The sequence below is a fragment of the Rahnella aceris genome (assembly GCF_011684115.1).
GTDB lineage: Bacteria > Pseudomonadota > Gammaproteobacteria > Enterobacterales > Enterobacteriaceae > Rahnella > Rahnella aceris.
The window spans coordinates 631,593-657,474 of sequence record NZ_JAADJV010000002.1; the positions used below are offsets into that span (position 1 = coordinate 631,593).

Below are 25,882 nucleotides of genomic sequence, written 5' to 3' on the forward strand. Positions count from 1 at the left end.
AGGCCTTTTGTTTGTCCTGATTACAGACCAAATCCTTCTCTGATCCTTTTAATGACATCTTCTACAGACCCCCGCTGATTCAGTGACCTGAGATCAATATTCTCATCTGACAGTTTTGTGAGAAAGCTCTCCATGTCAGCCCGAATGTTCTCGGGAATGGTGGCAGCCTTTCCTGTCAGTTGACCTGATAACCGGATCACATCATTTCTGTGCTTATTCACAACACGGGAATCCACAGGTTCTCCTGCCGCCTTGCGGGTTGACAGATCAAGCCACGCATTCATTTTTAAAGGGATTAACCTGTCTGCTCCGATATACGAGAATAATTCCGTGCGCAGGAGGCCATCCCTGAGGAAGGAATAATAATGTTCATCGAGGAGGATAGCTGAGAGGCTGGAAACACCTTCATCTTTGGGGATCGGGATAATCTGAGCATCTTCCGGAGGTTCCATTCCTTGTGGAGAACGCGAGAAAAGTTCAATCTGAAAGGGGTAACTCGTGTTTTCTGGTTTCAGAAACCGGTAAAAAATGGGCTTTCCCTCACCCGTCTGGCGGATTTCGTAGTTGCCTGACTTTATAAATTCCCAAAACAGACTGACAAAATCAGGGCTCAGCGCCTCAATAATGAGGACAATATCCAGATCTTTGGTGGCCCGAAATTCTCCCCCGGCTTCATCCATAGTGATCCAGGATGCGACACCACCGATGAGGACGTATTGATCCTGATATTTTTTGAAATACTCGCCAAACAGTTTTAGTCCCCGAATTTCATCCATGGGTATTGATCCTTAAGTTCACTGAGCGCCAGTTGGACCCGTTCATCCTGATTATCTTTCTGTGTCAGATACAGAGATATTTCATCAACGATATGTGTTGAAGCTTTGGGACTCCGGTAGCTCCAGATTTCAACTGTAGCTACAGCGCTGTCGATATGAGTCACTTCATCAAATTCCCCCCTTTTCAGGAGTGAAGTGAATACTTCCCGGGTCATCGCAAACACAGGCTTAGCGCCACGGGCCAGCATCGTGTATTCCGCTAAAGCGCTGTCTCCGGCATAACAGACCCCCTCATCTAAAGGAGGTAGCTTGTTAATCCAGACGATTTTCTTCACCGGATTACGCATCAGCAGAAGAGATTTTACGAAAGTCTCTGAGCGCGAAAATCTGAGTGAATAAAATCGGGTCGAAAAATCTTTCTCATGCGTTGAAGCAAGAAGCCCGGATTTTGTCAGCTCAGAAATGGCTTTTGAGAGCGTCACGCGACTGTAATTATATAAGCCCATCAACTGCTCAGCCGTACAGGTAATACCGGATTTAGAGAATGACTCATCCCATAAAAGCTGGATGAGCATAGCCTGAGTGGCCGGAGAAAAATCGTTTTGCACGTCTTTGCCGGCGCTTTTTTTACGAATTCTGAAGGCATCGCGCAAATCCATGGCCAGTTCAGGAATAAATAACTGCTTTTTAATCGCAATAAAATTTATGTGATGGTCAATCAAGCTGCGGCGTTCCGCCAGATTCATATTTTCGCAGACGTAGACAACCACCTTATCTGTCATCCTTTCAATGAGTGACAGACGTTTCCTTATCGTGACAATGCCCGGATAGGTGTCATCCCGCTGTAAAGCCGCCAGCAGAATCAGAGGAGCGTCACCCGGCACACCAACTTCCAGTTCGAAGAAACCAAACAACTCCTGAAGACTGAATGAAACTGAGAGTTTTACTTCGGTGGCTGTAGTGCGAAAGCCTAAAACCGTTTCAAGGTAGCTAACCAGTTGCGTTATCTTCTGTGTCATTTGCAGATCCGTGTAAAGTCATTTTTTAAAGTATAAAGCAAATCACTTTATACATCGAAAAAGACTTTACACGGTGTGACCCTACTTAAATATCTTCTGCACAAACTCCGCATAGGCCGGGCGCCAGACGTCCATTTCATGGCCGAGATTCGGGTATTCGTGGTAATCGAATTTAATCTTTTTCTCTTCCAGCTCGGTTTTCAATCCGGCAATGTCCTTCCCTGTTACCACATCTTTCTCGCCGACAACCACGGTGAAATTTTTCAGTTGTGCATTGATTTTTTCCGGTTCAGCTAAGCGTTTCGCCACATCCGCATTGGGTACGGTGGTGGTGCTGACACCGCTGAGTGTCGCCAGCCAGCCAAACTGGTCGAGATGCGTCATGCCACTGACCAGTGTCTGATAACCGCCTTGTGAAAGCCCGGCCAGCGCGCGTCCGGTTGCGTCATCACGCACACGGAAGGTTTTAGAAATCAGCGGGATAATATCACCGGTCAGCTCTTTATCTGCGGCGGCAGCATTGCGCGGATAAAACTCTTTGCGGCGATCTTTGGTGACGTAATCTTCCGGCACCACGCCTTTGGCGTCGGTTTCGGTATCCGGAATGACCACCAGCATCGGCACGATTTTTTTCTCCGCCAGCAGGTTATCCATGATTTGCGGAATGCGCCCCTGATCCAGCGCCGAGCGACCGGTGTCGCCAAAGCCGTGATAGAAATACAGCACCGGCAACGGCTGTGAAGCATCGGTGTAACCCGGTGGCGTCCACACCGCGACCTGACGTTCGGAATTCAGCGCGGCGGAATGATAGGTCAGCGTACGGACTTCGCCGTGCGGCACGTTTTTCACATCAAGAATACTGCCGGGCACCAGGATCAAACTGGTATTCACCTGACGCTGTGGCTTGGGCATTGCACTGCCAGGATCGGCAATCCTCAAGCCATCCACGTTGAAGAAATATTCATAGAGATCAGGCTTCTGTGCACCCGATGTCCAGCTCCAGACACCTTTATCGTCCTTGGTCATCTGATGCGGAATGTAGGTCACCGGCGTGGCACCGGTCACCACATCGACATGTTCGGCAGTCGGCGCATACAGCCGGTAAGTGATGGTTAAATCAGGATTCACCGCCGTGATGTAATTTTTCGCAGGCACCGACGCATCAGGATCCTGCGGCAAGCTTTGCGCAGAGACGGTCAGCGGGAACGGCGCGCTGAGCGCCAGAATCAAAAGCGTGGCAAGATTCAGCCGGTTACGGGTCATCATCCTTTCCTTCTGGGTTGGCGTGAGCAAACGGACAACCTGTCCTCAAGTAACTCACTGTTTTTGCACAACTCTCAGAGTAGGTTATTTTTACCGCCAGCGAGCGTGATCGGCGTCACTGTTCCGAAGATGCATCTAAAGCATGAAGCTGCGGCAGTGCACTCAGCCGCTGATAAGCAAAATCCCAGAAAGTCCGTACCTTGCGCGGCATTTGCTGTACCTGCTGCGCCACCAGTTGTACCGGCAACGGCAAAGGTTCGAAATCCTTCAGCAGCCGCACCATACGGCCTGCCTGCACATCATCCCTGACCTGATACGACAATAACCGTGCGATCCCCTGCCCGCTGCGCACCGCCAGCAGTTGCGATTCCACATCGTTGGAAAGTAAACGTGGCGACAGCCGCACGCGCAAATCGTCCTCATTCGGCCCGAAACGCCATTCACGGATTTGGGTGCGCAGCGTGCCCATCACCGTCTGATGAGAAGCGAGTTCCGACGGATGCTGTGGTTCGCCATGCTGCGCCAGATACGCCGGACTGGCGACCAGAACGCGGGTGACTTGCGCAACCTTACGGGCGACTTTGCCTGAATCTTCCTGATGACCGATGCGCACCGCCAGATCTAACCCTTCGTCAATCAGATCCAGATTACGGTCATTTAACATCATTTCGATTTGCATATCAGGATGTTGCGCCAGAAATTCCATCACCAGCGGCGCGACGTGTTTACGACCAAACTGTACCGGTGCGGTGATGCGCAGCAGGCCGCTGAGCTGGGTTTCCGCGGTATCTTCTACCGCGTTCTGATACTGGCTGAGCAGCAGTCGCGCTTTTTCCGCCAGCCGTGCGCCTGCTTCTGTCGGCGCCAGACTGCGCGTGGTGCGCTCGACCAGCCTTGCGCCGAACCGGTGTTCCAGCGAAGCAATGGCGCGGGTGATCGCCGGAGGAGAACGGTGAAGTTTACGGGCAGCTTCCGCCAGGCTGCCATACTGAAGTACAGCGACAAAAATCGCCATTTCATCTAAACGGTCCATAGATTCTTCCACCAGGTGAAACGCTCAATTTCAATCTTCGTGGATCCCAATCATTTGATGCAAGAGTAATCTTGACGCCAGACCCATAAAGGAGACATTCCATGCCAGCCATTCAACTTTACAGCACACCGCTTTCCGGCCATTGCCACCGCGTAACTCTGTTGCTGAACATGCTCAGCCTGCCCTTTGAGAACAAAGACGGCGGCAAAGACATTCGTCAAACCGCCGAATTCGCGCAGTTAAATCCGCTGCAGCAGGTGCCGGTGCTGACCGACGGCGAACTCGTTGTCACCGACAGCAATGCGATTCTGGTGTATCTGGTGAAACGTTACGCGCCCGACAGCCACTGGTTGCCGGAAGATCCGGTGCAGGCCGCTGAGGTGCAAAAATGGTTGTCCCGCGCCGCCGGTGAAGTGCGTTACGGCCCGGCATCTGCCCGTATGGTGAAACAGTTCGCCGCACCGGAATCTTATGAAAGCGCGCTGGCCGTGACGGCAAAGTTTCTGCCACAGCTTGAACAGCATCTGGAAAGCCGCGAGTTTCTGGCGACGGAGCGGGCAACGATTGCCGATCTGGCCTGTTACAGCTATGTGGCGACGGCTCCGGAAGGCGGCGTTTCGCTGGCGGATTACCCGGCGATTCGCCGCTGGCTGAAACGGGTGGAAAGCCTGCCGGGCTTTACGCCACTTCCGGCGTTGCCACTGCCTGAAATTGTGGGGTAAAACGCGATGAACAATCCTTTCCATGCAGACGAAATCCTGGCACAGGACATGGCAGGGTTTGATGTTTCCGTACACGGCATCCGCGATGCGATGCCGGAACAGCACCGGCTTTTTTTCGCCACGCTGCCTTATCTGTTTATCTCAACACTGGACGAAAACGGCTGGCCGGTGGCAACTCTGCTGACCGGCCCCGCCGGGTTTATCAGTACGCCGGATGACATCCATTTGCGGATAAATGCGCCGCGACGGGCGGACGACCCGGCCCTGGCTGCTTTACAGCCGGGGAAACAGATTGGCGGGCTGGGGATCGATTTTTCCAACCGGCGGCGTAACCGCGTGAACGGCAGGATCGGGCGCATGGATAAAAACCGCATTGAGATCGTCGTCGATCAAAGTTTTGGTAATTGTCCGCAGTATATCCAGATACGCAAACTGGCCGATGTGCCCGTCAGTTTGCCGCTGGCTGCGCGGGAGGATATGACCGAACCGGATGCTGACGCCCGCGCACTGATTGCCCGCGCCGATACGTTTTTTATCGCCAGCCACGCGCACGGCGGTGCCGATGTGTCGCATCGCGGCGGCCAGCCGGGATTTGCGCATCTGGTGGGAAACCGCTTGTGGGTGCCTGATTTTCGCGGCAACCGTTATATGAATACGCTGGGGAATTTGCTGGCAGAACCGCGTGCAGCGCTGCTGTTTATCGATTTCGAAAACGGTGACCTGCTGCATCTTCAGGGACACACGCAAATCCACTGGCAGCCGGAGGATATTCCCGGGCCAGCAGGCGCAGAACGTTACTGGAGTCTGGACATCACCCGCGTGTGGCGCTTTCGCGGCGCACTGCCGTGGCGGGCAGAGGTGGCGGACTTCTCTCCTGCAACCCTCAGCAGTGGCAACTGGCCGGATAATCAGCGGCCAATTTCCTGACGCACCGCCTCCGGCAGACCGGATACCACCAACTGGTAGGAATCATCAATCAGATAATAAAACTGTGAATCGGGCAGCGAGCCGTCGAGGAACACGGTATTCCAGTGCGCTTTGTTGAGATGATCTCCCGGCACAATATCCGGATGTGCTGCCCGTAATTGCTCTGCCAGTTCAGGGCTGGTTTTCAGCGAAATAGCCTCGCGGCCATCAATTTCACACACCATGGCAAACATCGCGTCGCCCACTTTTACCTGATTTGCGCCGCGCTGATTTTCAACACTTTGCTCCGCACCGGGTTTTCCCATGCAATAGGTCAGCAATTCCGAACTGGTCATGTTTGGGTTTCTCCTTGTAACGTGATGGCTACGTAGCACGAAAGTGCCCTCGGTTAACCATAGCAAACCTGAACGATTTACAGGCTTAACACAGACGTCTTTTCTTTGCCGGTGACAGGATCTGGAATCTCCCCTTTTTTGCGCGCGCCGATTTCCTCAATGATTCTGGCAAAGCGTTCCTCATTGAGTTTGTAAAATACGCCCATAATGATCGCCGCACTGATAGCCAGTGCACAGGGCCAGATAAAGATCAGCTGACGCAAACCGAGTAAGGTCGCGCTGCCCTGCACCGCATTCGGGATATAACCGATTTGAGTCAGCATAATTCCCGGCAGGAATCCGGCAAGCGCGGCAGATATTTTTCGTGAAAAGGTATAACCGGTATACACCGAGCCTTCGGCACGAATACCGGTTTTCCATTCGCCGTAATCCACGGTATCTGGCACCAGCGCCCAGTTCAGGCTGTTGACAAATGCGGTGCCAAAAAATGCCATGCAGGAAAACAGCACAAAGCTTAACGAGCTGTTTCCCCACAGGAAATTAAGCATATCGCCGGTTGCCCACAACAGTAATCCCCCCAGGTACACCTGTTTTTTGCCAAAGCGTTTCACGCAACCCGGCACCAGAAAGACACCGACCAGAATGCAGCCCATGCTGAAAAACCCCATCCACGACAACAGATGAATATCATTAAGCACGTACTGCGTGTAATACACCTGGATCGCCAGTTTGATGTTAAACGCCGCCAGCGTACACAGATTGGCGAGGCACAGTACCAGCAACGGCGGATTACGAAATATGGCGCGAAACGACCGCAGGATGCCGGATTTATGTCCCGCAGGCGTGAGTTCAACGTAACGTTCCCTGACGCCGCGATAGCACCAGCCCATACACAGAATGCCGCAGGTGGCGAAAATCAGGGCAGCGGAGAAATACCCCACCGAAGGGGAATTACCGAACAACGCCTGTACCGGCATAAACCCGACGGTACACAACAATAATCCGAGCGTGGCACCGCCCTGGCGCCAGGCGGCAAGCTGCGCCCGTTCATGGGGATTTTTGGTGATAGCGGGCACCATCGCGCCGTATGAACAATTCATCAGGCTGTAGAACAAGCCGAACAACATAAACAGTACGGTGGCGAGCGCCGTTTTCACCGGCAGGCCGAAATCATTCGCCATAAACTGCGCCGTCGCGATCAGCCCTACCGGGACGGAGGCATACAAAATGAACGGTCTGAACTTACCCCGCGCACCAATATGACGGCGGGAATCAAGTAACACGCCGGTCAGCATATCGGTGAAAGCGGTGAAAAACTTCGCCACCAGGAAGATGATGCCGCCATAAAACGCCGGCATGCCCAGTTCATCGGTATAAAACTTCAGGAGATACAGCGTCCCGATACATAACATCAGGTTCGAGCCAAAATCGCCCATTCCATAGGCGCACTTCTCACGCAACGTCAGCGGATCAGGGTGATGACAATCCTTCATAGGCGATCCTCAAAGCGCCCCGCAGGGCGCTGTTACAGTGAATGCATTATGCCGTCTGCTTACGCTGCTCAATTTCCGCAACGATGCGCACGTACATTTTCTCGTTGAGGTTATAGAAACAGCCCATCGCCACGATGGTGATTGCCGCCAGCGCACAGGGATAAATGAAGATCAACTGACGCAGCCCTTCCTGCGTGTGCGCCGACTGCACCACGTTAGGCACATAGCCGATTTGCGTCAGCATCAGGCCGGGGAAGAACCCCGCCAGTGCCTGTGAAACTTTGCGAAAGAAGGTGAAACCGGTGTAGACCGTGCCTTCCGAACGCACGCCGGTGCGCCACTCGCCGTATTCCACCGTGTCGGACACCAGCGCCCAGTTCAGGCTATTGACGAACGCCGATCCGAAGAACGCCAGACAGGAGAACGCGACAAAGCTGACCGAGCCGCTGCCATAGAAGTAGTTAAGGATGTCGCCGACAATCCACAGCGCCAGACCGCCGATATACACTTTTTTCTTACCGAATCGCCGGACGGCGGCAGGCATCAGGAACACGCCAATGAAAATGCATCCCATGCTGAAAAAACCCATATAAGAGAGCAGGATCGGGTCATTCAGCACGTACTGCGTGTAATACACCTGAATCGCCAGTTTGACGTTAAACGCCCCCAGCGTGCAGAGATTGGCGATGCACAGAATGAACAGCGGACGGTTACCGGCAATCGCCCGGAATGACGGCAACAGCCCCGGTTTTTGCGTATCACTGGCGGGCTGCGCCTCGACATAACGCTCTTTCACGCCGGCATAACACAGCCACATAAACAGTAACCCGACCAGCGAGAACAGCGTCGCCGCAAAGATATAACTGCGCTGCGAACTGCCTTCGAGCAGATTCATCACCGGCACAAAACCGACAGTGCACAACAGCAGTCCCAGCGTGGCACCACCCTGCCGCCATGCCGCGAGTGACGCCCGCTCGTCCGGGTTTTTGGTGATAGCAGGCACCATCGCGCCATACGAGCAATTCATCATGCTGAAAAACAGCCCGTACAACATAAACAACAGTGTTGCCACGACGGTTTTACCGGTGATTTCAAACGGTGTGCCGACGAAATTGGCGACGGCCAGCAACGTCACCGGAAACGCGGCGTACAATACGAAGGGGCGGAATTTGCCCTTTGGCCCGATCTTACGGCGCGAATCCAGCATGATGCCGGTGCCCATATCGGTAAATGCGGTAAAGAATTTGGCGATCAAAAAGATAATGCCGCCGTAAGTCCCCGGCAGGCCGAGCACGTCAGTGTAAAATTTCAGCAGGTACAGCGTGCCAATATCGAGCAGGATATTGGAGCCTAAATCCCCCATGCCGTAGGCCAGTTTCTCCCTGAAAGGCAGGCGCAGGGTCGCGGGGTTTTCCGATGTTGTCTGACTCATTATTATTCTCCTTCACCCGCCGGGGCGATGTATTCCCCCCGGCGGGCAAGCCTTATCAGAGGTGACGTAATGCACCGAACAGCGCTGCCCACTCGCTGTCTGCACGATAAAAGACCGGCGGCTGTCCTAACGGCGCGGCCACCGTAATATCGCCGCCGTGATGCGTTTCCCCGGTCCAGGCGTTGATCCACGTATCCTGCGGCAGATACAGCGACCAGTCGCTGCGCCCTTCTTCATGCACCGGTGCCACCAGCAGATCGCGGCCAAACAGGTACTGATATTTCAGGGTATAGGTGCGGGCATCGTCTTCGTAATGCAGGAACAACGGACGCATCACCGGTAAACCGCGCTGACTGTTTTGTTGCACGGCCTGCCGGATATACGGTTTGAGATGAGTGAACACGCCGGTCATGCGGGCGAAATGCGCGATGGTTTCCGCGTCGCCGTCAAACTGCCAGTTATCGCCCGGACGGTTGCCTTCGTGAGTGCGCATCATCGGGGTGAAGGCGCTGAAATCGCACCAGCGCAGCAGCAGTTCTTTGCTGCGTTTCATCTCGAACAGCGTGGTGTAACCGCCAATATCGCTGTGATGCAGACCGTGGCCGCTCATTGCCAGCGACAAGGCCGCCGGGATCACCGAGGCCAGCCCGTCGTCCGGGCTCCAGTCAACGTTCTGATCACCCGCCCACATCATCGTCGAATATTTCTGGCTGCCGGTGTAACCGGCGCGCATAAAGAACAGCACCTCGCCGAGCTTGCCGGTTTCCTGCAAGGCTTCGTAGTTACATTTCGCCCACAGTGCGGGCCAGGCGTTATGCATGATTTCCGCACTGATGCCGTTGTGCAGGAAGGTATCGGTTGGCAGATATTCACCGAAATCCGCCATCCAGCCGCCACATCCCAGTTCAATCAGGTTCTTTTTGATGACGTTTTTGAACCAGTCATAGGCAGCAGGATTGGTCAGATCGACCACGCCTGCGTAAAACTCGCCGAACTCGACGTGATAATCGCCCCCCGTGGCATCTTTGGTCAGATAGCCTTTTTTTGAGGCTTCGGCACACAAATCCCGATCGCTGGCGACATACGGATTGATGTAAGAAAGGAACTGCACACCCTCTTCTTTCCACTGAGGAATACGCTGGTCGAGTTGCGGATACAGCTCACTGTTCCACTTCCAGTTCCACATCACGCGCTTGCCGAATGAGGTCATGCGGATACCGGACCAGTCCTGCGCCCAGATGCCGTTGACCTTCACGCCGCCTTCGCGCATCACGTCGAGTTTCTGCTGGCAGACTTCCGTGCCGCCCTGAATACCCAGCGTCACGCCGTCGTATACCCAGTCCGGTAATTCCGGCTGGCGGCCCAACAGCGCAGTGAGTTTTTCCAGCAGGCTGATATAGTCGTCGGCACATTCAAAACGCAGCGTGGCGCTATCTTCCCAGAAGGCCAGTTCGTGGTAGTCCGGCGCGCTGAAATCGAAATTCATATAACCGCTGTTTTCAACATGGCAGTAAACCTTCTGCGTGCTGACAAAGGTCGGCTGGGGGAAGAACGTCCAGTAATAGTCGCCGCCTGCGTTCTCTTTGCAGTCGGCCTGCCAGGTCACATAGGTTTGTTTGTTGCGCCCGACGCCCTGCTCGCTGGTCCACAGCGGGAAAGGTTTGCCGCGCAAATCAAAGTAAGAGAATTGTTCACCGCAGCCGTAAATATGATCTTGCGGTTGCGCCGCCAGCCGAAGCCAGATGCGGTTATGTGCGCGGTTATCATTTTGCAGGTTGAGCTGTAAACGCCCGTTATCATCGGTGGTGATAACCAGCGTGGCGCTGAGCGTATCGCCACGGCTGAAATGTAAGTGCCATCCCGCGGGTTGCGCAGTGATCTTAACGTCTGTCAGGGCGACCTTTTCATTCAGACGATCTTTAATACTGAAATTACCGCGAAACATATCGATATCCGCTTCGCCGCCGCCAATCCACAAACAAGGCGCTTGCGCGGTATGACGTAAAATCAGACGCTGCTGATAAATCAGCGAAAATTCATTATTACCGGCGATAAATTCAATCTGAGTATTTTTATTTTGTAGGGTACTCATGATGGTCTCCGTGATTTTTATTTTGCATTAACGTCCAGCAGACCCGCAGCCACGGCAGGCGCCAGCCCAGGTGCCAGCGGCAGACGCGGGATCACCAGGCAGTGCAACAGATGATAAATATCCTGTTTGCCGTCCCAGACTTTGGTGGTGACGTTGTTGTCAGTGTCCAGCTCCTGCCACCACGAACCATTTTCGTAGTCCATCAGGTATTTCACGCAGTAATCCCACCAGGTCTGATACCAGGTTTCGTATTGCGCCTCGCCGGTCACGCAGTGCAGTGCATACGCGGTGCCCATTGCCTCAACAACCGGCCAGCGCACGCGTTCACGCACGATGGGTTTCCCGTCCCAGTCAACGGAATAAACAAAACCGTCTGCGCCATCCGGTGCCCAGGCATCGCGGAGGGTGGCGTGGAACAGCCCTTTGGCATCCTCCAGCAACCAGGCTGGTGGCGTTTCAAAACGGGCTTCCAGCGCGGCATGCAGATGCAGCATCAGCCGTCCCCATTCGATCCAATGCCCCGGCGTGCCGCCGTAAGCGCGGAAACGGTGCGCCGGATTATCTTTGTTGTAATCGCGGATCGGGTTCCAGTGCGTATCGAAATGTTCATTAACGCGATACTCGCCGGGCCGGGCGACGTCATGAATAATGACCGAGGCAATCCTCAATGCGCGATCCAGCCATTTGCGTTCGTGCGTGATGTCATAAACAATCAGGAAAGCTTCGACGGCGTGCATATTCGCATTGCCGCCGCGATAGGCTTCGGTTTCGCTGAAGGCTTCATCCCACGACTCGAGACACATCTGTTCGTCTTCACTCCAGAAATACTTTTCGATCACGCCGATGGCCTGATCGAGTAACGCTCCGGCCTCAGGATGGCCGGTGGTGACCGCGCTGGCGGCGCCCAGCAAAACAAAGAAATGCTGATAACCTTGTTTCGAGGCATCCACCACGCCTTCATCATTTACGCAGGCGTACCAGCCGCCGTATTGTTTATCCGCCAGCGCGCCGTTGAGGGCACGGATGCCGTGATCCACCAGCGCATACGCACCGGGACGGCCCATGCCTGCGGCAACGGAATAGACGTGCAGCATGCGGGCAGTGATCCACAAATGGGTGCCCATCTCTGCCCGGACCTGGCCGTTATTGCCCAGCCAGCCAAAGCCGGTGGCCACAGCGGCATTTTTGCCAAAATCGAAGATCCGGTCGGTTTCCTGCTCAAGCCAGCGGTGGTGGCTCAACGTGTTAAACCATTTCATTTTCCACTCCTTTCGTTAGCGGCGGCGCGCCATCATCTCGTCCACAATGTCGCCCAGGCGCTGTAATTTCGGCGCGGAAACATCCCTGAGCATGAGTTCGGTATCAGGTAAACCGACCACGGATGACCAGACCGCACGGCCTGCGAGGAAACCGGACGCGCCCGCCGTCATGGCGACGCTGACCGCGCGCGGGAAGAGTTTTTCATCAACGCCGGAGGAGAGGATCACCCACGGCATATGAATATGTTCATTGAGGTGTTGCGATGCACGTAGCAGTTCAGCCTGCGTACCGCGCCCGCTGAGTGGCATTTCGACTTTATAAAGATCAGCGCCGCTGTCGCCGAGTTCTTTTGCGGCATCGATAATCGCCTGTTCGCGGTCAAATTTGTCGCCACGACGCGGCGGCCTGACCACCGGCTCGATAATGCTCAGCAGCCCGTGTGCATGGCAGCGCTGATTAAATTCCTTCACCATCGCCAGACGTTGCTGCGGATCTTCATCGCTGCGCCACAGCACCAGTAATTTCAGCGCCTTACCGCCGTTTTCCCGGACCTGTTGCGGATCCACACTTTTATCGATCACCACGCTGTCCACCGGAATGCCGTTGCCCGGAATAAATTCGTCTGCCGCGACAATCATGGCGCAGCTTTTCGCGATGGCCTGTTGCTCAACAATCTGGCGGTAACAGAACTGCTGATCGACCAGAATCGCCGAGGCGTACGGCGATAAAATCCGCGCGGCATTGACTTTAAAATCAGTCAGCACCTGATCGGCGACCGGGGCTTTCGCGCCGGCTGCCGCGAACATTAAGCGCATCGCTTCACGCTGATCGACCGCCAGCATGGCGAAGCCGCCGGACGGACGGGTGATATCGTTAAGGCTGTAATGAGTCATTTAACTTTCCTTGGTTAATGCGTTACGGATGTGTTTTCTGAGCCAGACCGGCGCTGGTGCGCACCTGCTCAAGAATGGCGGTCCAGTCCTGACGCCCGCGCCCGGCGGCACGCGCCTGGTTGTACACTTCGCGGGAAGCCGCACCGAGCGGCATCGGCACATGCAGCTGATTAGCGACGTCCAGCGCGATACCGAGGTCTTTATGGGCGAGGTCAATCATGAAGGCCGGTGACAAATCACCTTTCAGCACTTTGTTCGGCCATGAGGTGGTGAAGTGGCCTTTTCCGGCCGGGGTGCCGCTCATTACCTGCAGCGCCACATCAAAAGAGAGATCCAGCGCTTCGCACAGCACGGCGGCTTCGGCGGAGAGCGCATTCAGGGCGATACTCATGTAGTTATTGATCAGCTTGACGCGGATGCCTTTGCCCGGCCCGCCCGCGTTAATCAGCTCCGAGCCCATCGCCATCAACACTGGCCTCGCGCGCTCAACCTGTTCTGCCGTGCCGCCTGCCAGTAGCAGTAAGGTACCGGCCACTGCGTGATCAGAGGTTCTGCCCACCGGCACATCCATCATGCTGAAGCCTTTTTCGTGCATCTGCGCAATCAGCTTGTCGGTCTGTAACGGATGGATAGTCGACATATCAATAACCAGCGCGGACGGGCTCAGGGTTTCGCAAATACCATCACGGCCAAATAAAACCTCACTTACCAGATCGCCGTTGGGCAGCATAGTAATGACAAATTCTGCGCCCGCCGCCGCTTCTGCCGCGCTCTTGCTGCCCGTTGCCCCCTGCCGTATCAGTGAGTTAACTGCCTGCGGGTTGAGATCGAACACCGCTAACCGGTGTCCCTGTTTAATCAGATTGGCCGCCATCGGAGCGCCCATTTGCCCCAGACCAATAAATGCCACGTTTGCCATCCGTCTCTCCTTTGTGCTGATCAGGCATGTCACTTTTTGATAATCAGCGGTGTCTGTGTTTGTCGTTTTTTGATCGTATTTGTAATTTAAGGTCAAAAAATTGACAGCCATCACTTTTTTAACAATTCACTAAATTAAAATAACCCCATCAAAACACGCTTAAGGAATAGCCATGATTCGTATCGCCTGTGTTGGAATTACCGTGATGGACCGGATCTATTACGTTGAAGAACTGCCTGCGGAAGGAGGGAAGTATGTCGCTGAAAAATATCATGAAGTGGGTGGCGGTCCGGCGGCCACGGCTGCGGTGGCGGCGGCCAGACTGGGCGCACAGGTGGACTTTATTGGTCGCGTGGGCGATGACGATACCGGCAACCGGCTGCTCGCGGAGCTGGAATCCCTGGGGGTAAATACCCGCTATGTCCGTCGCGTTGAGCAGGCCCGTTCTTCGCAATCCGCCATTCTGGTGGACAACAAAGGTGAGCGGATCATCATCAATTATCCCAGCCCGGATTTACCCGTTTCCGCCGAGTGGTTACAAGCCATCGACTTTTCCCGGTGGGATGTAGTGCTGGCTGATGTGCGCTGGCATGACGGCGCGAAGCAGGCGTTTACCCTGGCGCGCCAGGCCGGTGTGCTCACCGTGCTGGATGCCGATGTGACGCCACAGGATATCGCCGAACTGGTGGCGTTAAGCGACCACAGCGCCTTTTCCGCGCCCGGTTTGCAGCGGCTGACCGGAAAAACGGACGCCGGTGCTGCGTTAGTTGACGCCAAAACGCTCACAAATGGTCATGTGTATGTCACGCAGGGCGGGCAAGGTTGTCTCTGGCTGGAAAATGACCGTTTGCATCATCAGCCGGGTTTTGCCGTCAACGTAGTGGACACCACCGGCGCAGGGGATGTTTTTCACGGCGCACTGGCGGTCAGTCTGGCCCAGGGAGCGTCGCCCGCCAAAGCCGTGCGCTTTGCCAGCGGTGTTGCTGCACTGAAATGTACCCGGCCGGGGGGCCGTGCGGGGATACCTGACTGTGATCAGGCCCGGTCTTTTTTGTCACTTTCTGTATAGAATACGACTCAGACGCTCATTTTAAAGGATGTATCCATGAGTCTTACTGAACTGACCGGTAATCCGCGCCACGATCAACTGCTCGCATTGATTGCCGAGCGTGGTTACATGAACATTGAAGAACTGGCGGCGTTACTGGATGTCTCGACCCAAACCGCCCGCCGCGATATCCGCAAGCTCAGCGATCAGGGGCTGATCACGCGCCATCACGGTGGCGCGGGGCGGGCCTCGAGTGTGGTCAATACCGCCTTTGAGCAACGTGAGATTTCCTGGACGGAAGAGAAAAAAGCCATTGCGGAATCCATCGCCGATTACATCCCCGACGGCTCAACGGTGTTTATCACCATTGGCACCACAGTCGAGCAGGTCGCGCATTCGCTGCTCAATCATAACCGGCTGCGGATTATCACCAATTGTCTGCGCGTCGCGCATATTTTGTATAAGAACCCGCGCTTTGAGGTGATGGTGCCTGGCGGCACGCTGCGCCCGCATAATGGTGGCATTATCGGCCCGGCGGCCACGGCTTTTGTCGCCGGCTTTCGTGCCGACTATCTGGTGACCAGCGTCGGCGCAATTGAAAGCGACGGCGCCCTGCTGGAGTTCGATGTCAACGAGGCCAGCGTGGTGAAAACCATGATGGCGCATTCACGTCATATCCTGCTGGCTGCTGACCATACCAAATATCATGCCTCAGCGGCGGTCGAAATCGGCAATGTCTCACAGGCCACGGCGCTGTTCACCGACGAACTTCCGCCCGCCGGATTGCTCAAGGTGCTGAAAAACCATCAGGTCGAAGTGATAAAAGTCAGTACCGCGGAATAAAAAAGGCCGACATTTCTGTCGGCCTTAATCAACATCTTATCCCCTAAATAATTCGGGTTGCGGGAAGGCGGTAAGCTCACGCAGCCCGAAGTATGACGGGGATTTACTGAACCGCGGCGAAAGCCTCAGCCACTTGCTTCACATTGTGGTGATTCAGACCGGCCATGCAGACGCGGCCGCTGAGTATCAGGTAAACGCCAAATTCCTCACGCAGACGGACAACCTGCGCTTCGCTGAAACCGGTGTAGCTGAACATCCCGCGCTGTTGCAGCAGGTAGTCAAAATTACGGCCCGGCAAGGCGGTTTTCAGACTGTCGACCAGCGTGTGGCGCATTTCGAGAATACGGGTACGCATTTGCTCGACTTCGGCTTTCCACTGGGCATTCAGCGCGCTGTCGCTCAGGACTTTCGCCACTACTTTTGCGCCGAAGCTTGGCGGGCTGGAGTAGTTACGGCGCACGGTGGCTTTCAGTTGCCCCAGTACACGTCCCGCCGCATCGCTGTCTTCACAGACCACAGACAGGCCGCCGACACGTTCGCCGTACAGGGAGAAGATTTTCGAGAAGGAGTTGCTGACGAAGCAGTTCACACCTGCCGCAGCCATCGCGCGGATGGCGTAAGCGTCATCGTCAATGCCCGCGCCAAAGCCCTGATAAGCGATGTCGAGGAACGGGATCAGCTCACGCTGTTTGGTGATTTCAATCACCTGATCCCACTGCGCTGGCGTCAGGTCAGAACCGGTCGGGTTGTGGCAGCAAGGGTGCAGCAGCACAATGCTTTGCGCTGGCAAGGTTTTCAGGCGGTCAATCATCGCCGGGAAATTTACCCCCAGCGTCTCCGGGTCAAAGTACGGATAGGTATGCACTTTGAAGCCTGCGCCTGCAAAGATAGCCACGTGGTTTTCCCAGGTCGGGTCGCTCACGTAAACTTCTGAATTCGGGAAATAAAACTTCAGGAAATCAGCACCGACTTTCAGTGCGCCGGAACCGCCGACGGTCTGAATGGTCGCAATACGCTGTTGTTTCAGCGCCGGATGATCGGCACCAAACAGCAATTCCTGAATGCCTGCGCGGTATGCGGGCAGACCTTCCATTGGCAGATAGACTGACGCGGCCTGTGGCCCGGCGTTCAGTTGTTGCTCTGCATTTTCCACTGCCGCCAGTTGCGGAATAATACCCTGCTCGTCGTAATAAAGACCGATGCTCAGGTTTACCTTATCTTGTCTCGGATCGGTCTTGAAGCTTTCCATCAGCGACAAAATCGGGTCACCGGCATAGGCATCGACATGTTGGAACACGGTATACATCTCCTTGGTTTGGTTAAGTGGCGCTGCGATCCACATCCGGCAACCCGGCGCATCGCAACTGTTTCACAGACTATCAAAGTTCGTTAAAAAAGATGACAACTATGTTGTCGATTTTCGGGCACTCATTGCGTATCAAACCGTCCGTTCGCCTGAGATGCTGATCCGCTCACATCAACTACGATCACATGGACATCTCATTCTTCCCGGAGCAAACCAATGACAACTCAACACTCACTGCAAGGTAAAGCCGCTTTCGTTCAGGGCGGTTCACGCGGCATCGGTGCCGCCATCGTTCAGCGTCTGGCCCGCGAAGGCGCCAGCGTGGCCTTCACCTACGTTTCTTCTGAAGAAATTTCCGGCCCTGAAGCGGGGTATATCACCGGCGCAAATCTGACGATTGACGGCGGTTTCGGCGCGTAACACTTGCCGGTTCATTCATAAAAATGGCGCAGTCCCCTGCGCCATTTTTTTATCCATTTCGTCAGACGCTGTAGCGCCCCGGACGGTGATTCATCGCAATGATCAGGTTGACGATCACCGCGCCCAGCACCGAAGCAATCAGCATTTCAAGGCTGACGACAAACAGCGATGCCAGCACGATGCAGCAGTCCACACCCATTTGCAGTTTACCGGCTCGGATGCCGTATTTGTCCTGCAGGAACAGCGCCAGAATGTTCACGCCGCCCAGACTGGCTTTGTGGCGGAACAGCACAATGAAGCCGATGCCCATAATCACGTTGGCAAACAGCGTGGCGTAAAACGGCTGAAGATGATCGAAATGAACAAACAGCGGATGCAAATCAGAAAACACGGAAACCAGCGCGACTGCAGCAAAAGTTTTCAGTGTGAACTGCAAACCCATGCGACGAAAAGAGAGGTAATAAAAAGGTAAGTTGATGATAAAAAAGGCCGTACCGAATGATACCTGCGTCACGTAATGCGCCAGAAACGCCATTCCCGCCGTGCCGCCGGTCAGTGCGCCGACCTGACGCAACATCACCACACCAAAAGAGACCATCAGCGTACCGATAATGATCGCCAGCGCATCTTCAACCAGCGTGTGCCCGATGCGCGGCTGCTCAACCGGCTGTTTGATGTCGTCTACACTTGCCATAATTCCCTGTACCTCAAAATAATAATACTAAAGACTGATTTTGAGATAATTAATGAGATGGAGAGTTAAGGCAATATTCACGCATAGAATTTGCATTAAAAATCGAAAATAAGATTTTATGACGCGTTAATTATTCTTTACATGCACAGATCACGCATATTAATTCAAAATATTGCACCATTAAAGTGAGTCTGCACCAAAATAAATCACCCAAACAGTGCACCTGAAATACGCCCTTATTTTTCTCAGCTCAGCGTCAATAAGCCGTTTTCTTTTAAACGGTTAAGCACTACCGATGTTTTTACGTGGGCGACACTTTTATGGACTGACAGAATTTGGCTGATCAACATGCTTAAACCGGCTAAATCTTTCACCGCAACTTTCAGCAAATAATCCGCATCGCCAGTGGTTTTATAGGCATCAATAATGGAATCGACTTCGCCCAGCATGCTGTGAAATGCATCGACCTGTGCGGGCAAATGATTGATAAGCCTGACTTCAATCAGACCAATCATGCCTAAGTCGAGGGCTTCCGGTGCCAGACGGGCATGATAACCGAGAATGAGTTGTGCCTGTTCCAGACCAATCCGGCGGCGTGAACACTGTGATGCTGACAGTCCGACCAGCTCGCTTAATTCCTGGTTAGTCAGTCTTCCGTTGGTTTGTAATAAGGTCAGAATTTTCAGATCGTAATCGTCAATGCTGTACATGGCAGTGTTCCTGTCGCTTTAATTTTTATATGTGGATTCTTATTGCAAAAAACATTCCCACTATAACCAGTTATAAATACTTTTCGGCCGTTTTTTCTTATACTTGCGCATGATTTAAACGCAAGGAAAAAATAATGAAAAAAGTATTCTACTCTCTCGTTTTGCTGTCAGTTTTGCCCGGTCTCGCAAAAGCAGAGCCGGCATCTTCACGCCTTGAACGCGTATTACAGAAAGGCTCGCTGAATGTCTGCACCACCGGCGACTATAAACCGTATACATTTTTGAAAGAAAACGGTGAGTATGAAGGCATTGATATTGCAATGGCGGAATCGCTGGCGGCGAGTCTGGATGTGAAAGTGAACTGGGTACCGGTCACCTGGAAATCTCTGCCGGACGAAATGAGCGCAGGGCATTGTGATATCGCGATGGGCGGGATTTCGGTCACGCTGAAACGCCAGCAAAAAGCCTGGTTTGCCAACGTACTGGATCAGGACGGAAAAATCCCCCTGGTGCGCTGCGAAAATGTGCGTCAGTACCAGACAGTTGAGCAGTTAAACCGTGCCTCCGTGCGCCTGATTGAACCGGCGGGCGGTACCAATGAAGCCTTCGTACACAGCCATCTGCCAAAAGGTACGCTGACCCTGAGCGATAACGTGACCATCTTCCAGAAGCTGGTGGATAAGAAAGCGGATGTGATGATTACGGATGCTTCGGAAGCGCTGTTTCAGCAGAAACATTACCCGAAACTCTGTGCGGTAAACCCGAAGAAGCCGCTGCAATATGGCGAAAAGGCTTACATGCTGCCGCGTGATGACGTGAGCTGGAAGATGTATGTCGACCAGTGGCTGCACCTGAGCAAAGCCACTGGTGAATATCAGAAGATCGTCAGCCAGTGGCTGGCCGTGAAAAAGTAAGACTTAGTCGCCAATATAAACGCGGGCAACGCGCTCGCTGAGCTGGGTAATCAGCTCATAAGCACTGATACCGGTTGCCTGCGCAATGCGCTCAACCGGTAATTTCCCGCCCCAGAAAATCACTTCATCGCCGACCTTATCGGTCGCATCTGGCCCTAAATCGACAGTGATCATATCCATCGACACACGCCCGGCAACCGGCACTTCCCGACCATTGACCAAAACCGGCGTACCATTCGGCGCACTGCGCGGATAGCCGTCGCCATATCCCATCGCCACCACGCCCAGGCGGGTATCACGGTTGCTGACCCAGGTACTGCCATAACCGACCGGCTCACCGGCAATATGTTCACGCACGGCGATCAGGCTGGAAGTCAGTGTCATTGCCGGTTGCAGCCCAAAATCGCTGGCTGTACCGGTTTCCATTGGCGACACGCCGTACAAAATAATGCCGGGGCGGACCAGGTTCATATGCGATTCCGGCCACAACAAAATACCGCCGGAAGCCGCAATAGATTTTTGTCCCGGCTTGCCTTCGGCAAATTCATTAAAACAGTTCAGCTGTTTCGGTGTCGCGTCGCTTTCCGGTTCGTCCGCGCGGCAGAAATGGCTCATCATATTGACCGGCTGAACCACGTTTTTGCAGGCACTCAGACGCTGATAAAATGCATCGGCCTGTGCCGGATGAACGCCCAAACGGTGCATACCGGTATCGATTTTCAGCCAGACATTCAGCGGACGCGCGAGGTCAGCACTTTCCAGCGCATCAAGCTGTTCGAGGCTGTGAACAGCGGTATCAAGCTGATGTTCAATCAGCAACGGTAATTCGCTGGCGGAGAAAAAACCTTCGAGCAGGAGGATGGGTTTTACCACACCGGCTTTACGCAGCATCAGCGCTTCGCTAAGCCGGGAAACGCCGTAATAATCAGCGTCCTGCAAGCTATGCACCGTCTCCAGCAGACCGTGCCCATAAGCGTTTGCTTTCACTACCGCAACCAGACGACTTTGTGGCGCCAGATGACGCACCCGTTGCAGATTGTGTCGCAGAGCGCGGCGATCAATGACAGCCGTAGCCGCTTTCATTTTAAGTCCTTTGCATGAATTTGAGAGTTTCTGATAGCAAGGCTGAGAACCAAACCCCACCTAGCCTCCCCTTGTGAAAGGGGAGGGATAAATTCAAAACCCGGGAAGTTAATCCTCGTCGTATTGCGGGCCGCCATAGTTATCAAACCGCGACCACTGACCGTTAAAGGTCAGGCGGACGGTACCGATCGGGCCGTTACGTTGTTTACCGAGGATGATTTGCGCGATGCCTTTTTCTTCACTGTTATCGTGATAGACCTCATCACGATAGATGAACATGATTAAGTCGGCGTCCTGCTCGATGGAGCCGGATTCACGTAAGTCGGAGTTGACCGGGCGTTTATCCGCACGTTGCTCCAGGCTTCGGTTAAGCTGCGACAGCGCCACCACCGGCACCTGCAATTCTTTCGCCAGCGCTTTGAGCGAGCGGGAGATTTCGGCAATTTCCAGCGTACGGTTATCAGACAACGCCGGAACGCGCATCAGCTGGAGGTAGTCGATCATGATCAGGCTCAGGCCGCCGTGCTCACGGAAGATACGTCGCGCACGCGAACGAACTTCGGTTGGCGTCAGCCCGGACGAATCATCGATATACATGTTACGTTTTTCGAGCAGAATCCCCATGGTGCTGGAAATACGTGCCCAGTCTTCATCATCGAGCTGGCCGGTACGGATTTTGGTCTGGTCGACGCGCGAAAGCGACGCCAGCATACGCATCATGATCTGGTCGCCGGGCATCTCAAGGCTGAAGATTAAGACCGGTTTATCCTGCATCATCGCGGCATTTTCTGCGAGGTTCATCGCAAAAGTGGTTTTACCCATCGACGGACGCGCCGCCACAATGATCAGGTCAGATTTTTGCAAGCCTGCGGTTTTCTTGTCGAGGTCAGCATAGCCGGTTGAAACGCCGGTTACGCCGTCATGCGGGCGCTGGAACAGCTCTTCGATACGGGAGACCGTGCTTTCCAGAATACGGTCGATACTTTTTGGACCTTCGTCTTTACTGGCGCGGCTTTCGGCAATCTGGAATACGCGGGATTCGGCTAAGTCCAGCAGGTCTTCGCTGCTGCGGCCTTGCGGATCATAGCCCGCGTCGGCAATTTCATTGGCGACGGAGATCATTTCCCGGACAACAGCACGTTCGCGCACAATGTCAGCGTAAGCGCCGATGTTCGCCGCACTGGGGGTGTTTTTAGAGAGCTCTGCCAGATACGCAAAACCGCCGACGGAATCCAGATCGCCTTTCTGTTCCAGCGATTCGGAAAGCGTGATCAGGTCGATTGGTTTGCTCATTTCCAGCAAACGCTGCATTTCGGTAAAAATCAGGCGGTGCGGGCGACTGAAGAAGTCATTGCTGACCACCCGTTCGGCCACATTATCCCAGCGTTCGTTATCCAGCATCAGCCCGCCCAGAACGGATTGTTCAGCTTCCAGCGAATGCGGCGGAAGTTTCAACCCTTCCATCTGGCGATCGCGGTTTTCGTTCTGTTGATTGGTCGGTTTTTTTGCTGCCATCTGTGGATTATTTCCTGCTCTAAGCGCCTGTTTTATGAGCGTCGGGTTTCCAAAAATCGGAGCCTGACTCGCGCGACAGTATAAACCATTTCAAAAGGGTATTAACCCTTAGTGCCGAAAATCTGGATTGTCCCTGACATTTAGCCTAGGGTTGAAATCAGACTCCATCACGAGGAAAAAACATGGCAAAGCGCATCCAGTTTTCTGAAACAGGCACCCCGGACGTTCTGCAATACGTTGATTATCAGCCACAAGATCCGCAGGCAGACGAAGTCCAGGTCGAGAATAAAGCCATCGGTATCAACTATATCGATACTTATGTGCGCAGCGGTCTGTACGCACCGGCCAGTTTTCCGGCGGGTTTAGGCACGGAAGCGGCAGGCATAGTCAGTAAAGTCGGTAGTGGCGTAACGGACATCAAACCTGGCGATCGTGTGGTTTACGCACAATCCGCGCCCGGCGCTTACAGCGAATTCCATAACGTACCACAGGAAAAAATCGCCCTTTTGCCGGACGCGATCAGCTTTGAGCAGGCCGCAGCCTCCTTCCTTAAAGGGCTGACAGTTTATTATTTACTGCGCAAAACCCATGAAGTACAGGCCGGTGAAACCATTCTTTTCCATGCCGCAGCCGGTGGCGTAGGCCTGATTGCCTGCCAGTGGGCGAAAGCGCTGGGCGTAAAACTGATTGGCACCGTGGGCTCTGATGAAAAAGCCGAACGCGCCAGACAGGCCGGTGCATGGGAAACCATTAACTACCAGAAAGAAGATATCGCGACCCGCGTGGCGGAACTGACGAACGGCGAAAAAGTCGGTGTGGTTTACGATTCCGTCGGCAAAGATACCTTTGAAAAATCGTTAAACAGCCTGAAACGTCGCGGTTTACTGGTCAGTTTCGGCAATGCGTCCGGCCCGGTAAAAGGTGTGGATCTGGCGATACTCAATCAAAAAGGTTCGCTGTTTGTGACGCGCCCTTCCCTGAATGGTTACGTGACTAACCGTGAAGAACTGCTGGAGGCGAGCAGCGAGCTGTTCTCAATGATCGCCAGTGGCGCGATAAAAGTGGATGTCAGTGACGCGCAGAAATTCCCACTGTCCGAGGCAAAACGCGCGCATGAAACGCTGGAAAGCCGCGTGACACAGGGTTCAAGTCTGCTCATCCCATAAAAGTTTCCCTGAACCAATGCAAAAAAGGCTTTCACAGTTGTGAAAGCCTTTTTTACTGCCTGACTCAGACGACCTCTGATTTCAGACGGGTACTGCTGTAGGGTACTGCCGGGTAAATCCACAGGGCGATGTCACTTAAGCGACTATTGTGTGCCTCAGCGGACTTGATGAATTCGGTTTACAGCCTGCTGGCTGCCAATGAATTCCATCCTAACAGTCACCCATGTTAAAAAATATGATTTATGCATTTTGACCGCACATTCTGACCCAGCTTGTGATCGCTAGCACATAAGCAAAAGTTATCACTGCAACGGTTACATTTTTTTGCGCTCAGAACACAGTCAGCAATCCCCATTATTTCATGCAGTTACGAAAACCGATAAAGTGAAGCTGTTATTACGGCAAGCGACGGCGACGGTATTTTGGCTCATCAGGCCGGAAAAATGTCCGGTAAATCCAGACCGCAAGCACGGCCAAAAGCAGCCACGGCAACATTTTTACAACAATCGCCAAAAACCCACCCAACATCATCAGAGCAAATGCCACGACCAGCGCCGCAACCATACCCAGTAAAGAAATGCCGGTCAGCATCAGCATAAAGAAAAAACCAAGCACGAAGAGAATTTCCAGCATCAGGTGCTCCTTAATAAGCCATGTGCGATAAGACGTAGCGTCCAAACACGCATTAACCATTACAAGAAACATGCCAGTGTGATGGGATAAATAATTGATTGAATGATAAGGAAAAAATAATTCGCAGGCACGAATGGCCTGCGAAAAGATAGTAAATTTGACTAACAGATAGCGATTTTACTCACCCTGTTTTTATGCCTGCGCCACCACTTCCTGCGGCTGAGCAACCATCTGCAACGCCTGTTCGACCACATCAATGCCCGCGCCGGCTTTATGCGCATTCTCACTCAGATGACGACGGAACTGACGCGCGCCCGGCACCCCCTGGAACAGACCAAGAATATGGCGGGTAATGTGGCCGAGGTAAGTACCTTTGCTCAGTTCCGCTTCGATATACGGATACAGCGCGCGGATAATATCCGGCCCGGTTTTCAGCGGCGCATCAGAGCCGAACAGCTCGCGATCCACATTCAGCAACAGGCCCGGATTCTGGTAAGCCTCACGCCCCACCATCACGCCATCCATATATTGCAGGTGCGTTTTGGCTTCTTCGAGGGTTTTGATACCGCCGTTAATTGCCAGGGTCAGGTGCGGGAAATCACGCTTGAGCTGATATACGCGCGGGTAATCCAGCGGCGGAATTTCACGATTTTCTTTCGGACTGAGGCCCGAAAGCCAGGCTTTACGCGCATGAATAATGAAGGTATCGCAACCGCCGTTTTCTGAAACCTGACGGATGAAATCACACAGAAATTCGTAGCTGTCCTGATCGTCAATACCGATTCGCGTTTTAACCGTGACCGGAATTGAGACTACGTCGCGCATGGCTTTGATGCAGTCAGCCACCAGCGACGCCTGACCCATCAGACAGGCACCAAACATGCCGTTCTGCACGCGATCTGACGGGCAACCGACGTTGAGGTTAATTTCGTCATAACCACGTTCTTCCGCCCGTTTTGCGCAATGCGCCAGATCAGCCGGATTGCTGCCACCAAGCTGCAAAGACACCGGATGTTCTGCATCGCCAAACCCGAGATAATCCCCTTTGCCGTGAATAATGGCGCCGGTCGTGACCATTTCGGTATACAGCAACGTCTGGCCGGTCATCAGCCGGTGAAAATGGCGGCAGTGGCGATCGGTCCAGTCGAGCATCGGCGCAACGGAAAAACGCTGGGCGGAAAAGGGAGTGGTCTGGGGCATTACGTGTTGAGTTTCTGACATCGGCCTGACATTCGCTGAAGGGGTTCGTGACGCTCCCCCCGCTTCGCGCCAGAGGGAAGGTAATCGCTGATTATACCACAGAACAAAGATTCGGCATCTTGTGCCGCTGAGCAGGCGGATGCCGACGTTGCATCACATCTGAATGGCGCATAATTCGTCGTTTTG

24 protein-coding genes and 1 pseudogene are annotated in these 25,882 nt (G+C 53.8%); 7 read left to right on the forward strand and 18 right to left on the reverse strand.

What is annotated here, in order from left to right:
• Positions 1-20 precede the first annotated feature (20 nt).
• From GW591_RS15250 to GW591_RS15265, 4 genes are all read right to left on the reverse strand, one after another.
• Positions 21-776: a hypothetical protein gene (locus GW591_RS15250; RefSeq protein WP_166860919.1), complete on the reverse strand. Its 756-nt coding sequence runs from the start codon at positions 774-776 to the stop codon at positions 21-23.
• On the reverse strand, positions 755-1,795 hold the full coding sequence (locus tag GW591_RS15255; RefSeq protein ID WP_013577343.1) for a hypothetical protein: 1,041 nt from the start codon (positions 1,793-1,795) through the stop codon (positions 755-757). Before GW591_RS15255 ends, GW591_RS15250 begins: the two co-directional genes overlap by 22 nt.
• A gap of 81 nt (positions 1,796-1,876) precedes the next feature.
• The gene (locus GW591_RS15260; protein WP_013577344.1) at positions 1,877-3,058 is read right to left on the reverse strand and encodes an esterase; all 1,182 of its coding nucleotides are present in this window, start codon (positions 3,056-3,058) and stop codon (positions 1,877-1,879) included.
• Positions 3,059-3,173: 115 nt separating this feature from the next.
• Positions 3,174-4,091: a LysR family transcriptional regulator gene (locus GW591_RS15265; RefSeq protein WP_013577345.1), complete on the reverse strand. Its 918-nt coding sequence runs from the start codon at positions 4,089-4,091 to the stop codon at positions 3,174-3,176.
• Positions 4,092-4,192: 101 nt separating this feature from the next.
• On the opposite strand from GW591_RS15265, the gene GW591_RS15270 reads away from it, so the two are divergent.
• Positions 4,193-4,813, forward strand: a complete 621-nt coding sequence (locus GW591_RS15270) for a glutathione S-transferase (RefSeq protein WP_112151075.1) — start codon at positions 4,193-4,195, stop codon at positions 4,811-4,813.
• Positions 4,814-4,819: 6 nt separating this feature from the next.
• Positions 4,820-5,740 carry a pyridoxamine 5'-phosphate oxidase family protein gene (locus GW591_RS15275; RefSeq protein WP_166860921.1) on the forward strand — a complete coding sequence of 307 codons (921 nt, stop codon included), beginning with the start codon at positions 4,820-4,822 and terminating at the stop codon, positions 5,738-5,740.
• Here the strand turns inward: GW591_RS15275 and GW591_RS15280 are convergent.
• The 7 genes from GW591_RS15280 to yihU all read right to left on the reverse strand — a co-directional run bounded on the left by GW591_RS15280 (position 5,722) and on the right by yihU (position 14,164).
• Positions 5,722-6,075: an MmcQ/YjbR family DNA-binding protein gene (locus GW591_RS15280; RefSeq protein ID WP_013577348.1), complete on the reverse strand. Its 354-nt coding sequence runs from the start codon at positions 6,073-6,075 to the stop codon at positions 5,722-5,724. The two genes, GW591_RS15275 and GW591_RS15280, sit on opposite strands and share 19 nt — an antisense overlap.
• Before the next feature lie 77 nt (positions 6,076-6,152).
• Entirely contained in the window at positions 6,153-7,568 is a 1,416-nt protein-coding gene (locus tag GW591_RS15285) for an MFS transporter (RefSeq protein ID WP_013577349.1), read from the reverse strand.
• A 46-nt stretch (positions 7,569-7,614) separates the two neighbouring features.
• Positions 7,615-9,000, reverse strand: a complete 1,386-nt coding sequence (locus GW591_RS15290) for an MFS transporter (RefSeq protein WP_112151077.1) — start codon at positions 8,998-9,000, stop codon at positions 7,615-7,617.
• Positions 9,001-9,055: 55 nt separating this feature from the next.
• Entirely contained in the window at positions 9,056-11,092 is a 2,037-nt protein-coding gene (locus tag GW591_RS15295) for an alpha-glucosidase (RefSeq protein ID WP_166860923.1), read from the reverse strand.
• Between the two features lie 17 nt (positions 11,093-11,109).
• Positions 11,110-12,351, reverse strand: a complete 1,242-nt coding sequence (gene yihS, locus GW591_RS15300; RefSeq protein ID WP_166860925.1) for a sulfoquinovose isomerase — start codon at positions 12,349-12,351, stop codon at positions 11,110-11,112.
• 15 nt (positions 12,352-12,366) lie between these two features.
• Positions 12,367-13,245, reverse strand: coding sequence for a sulfofructosephosphate aldolase (gene yihT, locus GW591_RS15305; protein WP_112151080.1), 879 nt, complete (start codon positions 13,243-13,245; stop codon positions 12,367-12,369).
• Positions 13,246-13,267: 22 nt separating this feature from the next.
• Positions 13,268-14,164: a sulfolactaldehyde 3-reductase gene (gene yihU / locus GW591_RS15310; RefSeq protein ID WP_112197679.1), complete on the reverse strand. Its 897-nt coding sequence runs from the start codon at positions 14,162-14,164 to the stop codon at positions 13,268-13,270.
• A gap of 172 nt (positions 14,165-14,336) precedes the next feature.
• On the opposite strand from yihU, the gene GW591_RS15315 reads away from it, so the two are divergent.
• Together GW591_RS15315 and GW591_RS15320 are read left to right on the forward strand one after the other, a co-directional pair.
• Positions 14,337-15,233: a sugar kinase gene (locus tag GW591_RS15315; RefSeq protein ID WP_166860928.1), complete on the forward strand. Its 897-nt coding sequence runs from the start codon at positions 14,337-14,339 to the stop codon at positions 15,231-15,233.
• Positions 15,234-15,269: 36 nt separating this feature from the next.
• Positions 15,270-16,055 (forward strand): DeoR/GlpR family DNA-binding transcription regulator, encoded by a 786-nt coding sequence (locus tag GW591_RS15320; protein ID WP_013577356.1) that lies wholly within the window; start codon positions 15,270-15,272, stop codon positions 16,053-16,055.
• A gap of 103 nt (positions 16,056-16,158) precedes the next feature.
• Here the strand turns inward: GW591_RS15320 and GW591_RS15325 are convergent, their stop codons facing one another.
• On the reverse strand, positions 16,159-17,352 hold the full coding sequence (locus GW591_RS15325) for an amino acid aminotransferase (protein ID WP_112151104.1): 1,194 nt from the start codon (positions 17,350-17,352) through the stop codon (positions 16,159-16,161).
• Positions 17,353-17,577: 225 nt separating this feature from the next.
• Here GW591_RS15325 and GW591_RS24135 point away from each other — a divergent pair.
• Positions 17,578-17,748: pseudogene (locus tag GW591_RS24135) on the forward strand (SDR family NAD(P)-dependent oxidoreductase); the annotation flags it as partial.
• 94 nt (positions 17,749-17,842) lie between these two features.
• Here GW591_RS24135 and GW591_RS15335 read toward each other — a convergent pair.
• A complete protein-coding gene (locus GW591_RS15335) occupies positions 17,843-18,475 on the reverse strand; it encodes a YitT family protein (protein WP_013577359.1) in 633 nt (210 codons plus the stop codon).
• A 245-nt stretch (positions 18,476-18,720) separates the two neighbouring features.
• Positions 18,721-19,185: an Lrp/AsnC family transcriptional regulator gene (locus GW591_RS15340; protein WP_013577360.1), complete on the reverse strand. Its 465-nt coding sequence runs from the start codon at positions 19,183-19,185 to the stop codon at positions 18,721-18,723.
• 134 nt (positions 19,186-19,319) lie between these two features.
• Here GW591_RS15340 and GW591_RS15345 point away from each other — a divergent pair, with 134 nt between their 5' ends.
• Positions 19,320-20,099, forward strand: a complete 780-nt coding sequence (locus GW591_RS15345) for a transporter substrate-binding domain-containing protein (protein ID WP_013577361.1) — start codon at positions 19,320-19,322, stop codon at positions 20,097-20,099.
• Between the two features lie 3 nt (positions 20,100-20,102).
• Here the strand turns inward: GW591_RS15345 and alr are convergent, their stop codons facing one another.
• Positions 20,103-21,182 carry an alanine racemase gene (alr, locus tag GW591_RS15350; RefSeq protein ID WP_037034958.1) on the reverse strand — a complete coding sequence of 360 codons (1,080 nt, stop codon included), beginning with the start codon at positions 21,180-21,182 and terminating at the stop codon, positions 20,103-20,105.
• A gap of 108 nt (positions 21,183-21,290) precedes the next feature.
• A complete protein-coding gene (gene dnaB / locus GW591_RS15355) occupies positions 21,291-22,697 on the reverse strand; it encodes a replicative DNA helicase (protein ID WP_013577363.1) in 1,407 nt (468 codons plus the stop codon).
• Positions 22,698-22,879: 182 nt separating this feature from the next.
• On the opposite strand from dnaB, the gene GW591_RS15360 reads away from it, so the two are divergent.
• The gene (locus GW591_RS15360; protein ID WP_112151084.1) at positions 22,880-23,863 is read left to right on the forward strand and encodes a quinone oxidoreductase; all 984 of its coding nucleotides are present in this window, start codon (positions 22,880-22,882) and stop codon (positions 23,861-23,863) included.
• A gap of 396 nt (positions 23,864-24,259) precedes the next feature.
• Here the strand turns inward: GW591_RS15360 and pspG are convergent, their stop codons facing one another.
• On the reverse strand, positions 24,260-24,496 hold the full coding sequence (pspG, locus tag GW591_RS15365; protein WP_013577365.1) for an envelope stress response protein PspG: 237 nt from the start codon (positions 24,494-24,496) through the stop codon (positions 24,260-24,262).
• Between the two features lie 192 nt (positions 24,497-24,688).
• On the reverse strand, positions 24,689-25,696 hold the full coding sequence (gene dusA / locus GW591_RS15370) for a tRNA dihydrouridine(20/20a) synthase DusA (RefSeq protein ID WP_121019643.1): 1,008 nt from the start codon (positions 25,694-25,696) through the stop codon (positions 24,689-24,691).
• Between the last annotated feature and the right edge of the window lie 186 nt (positions 25,697-25,882).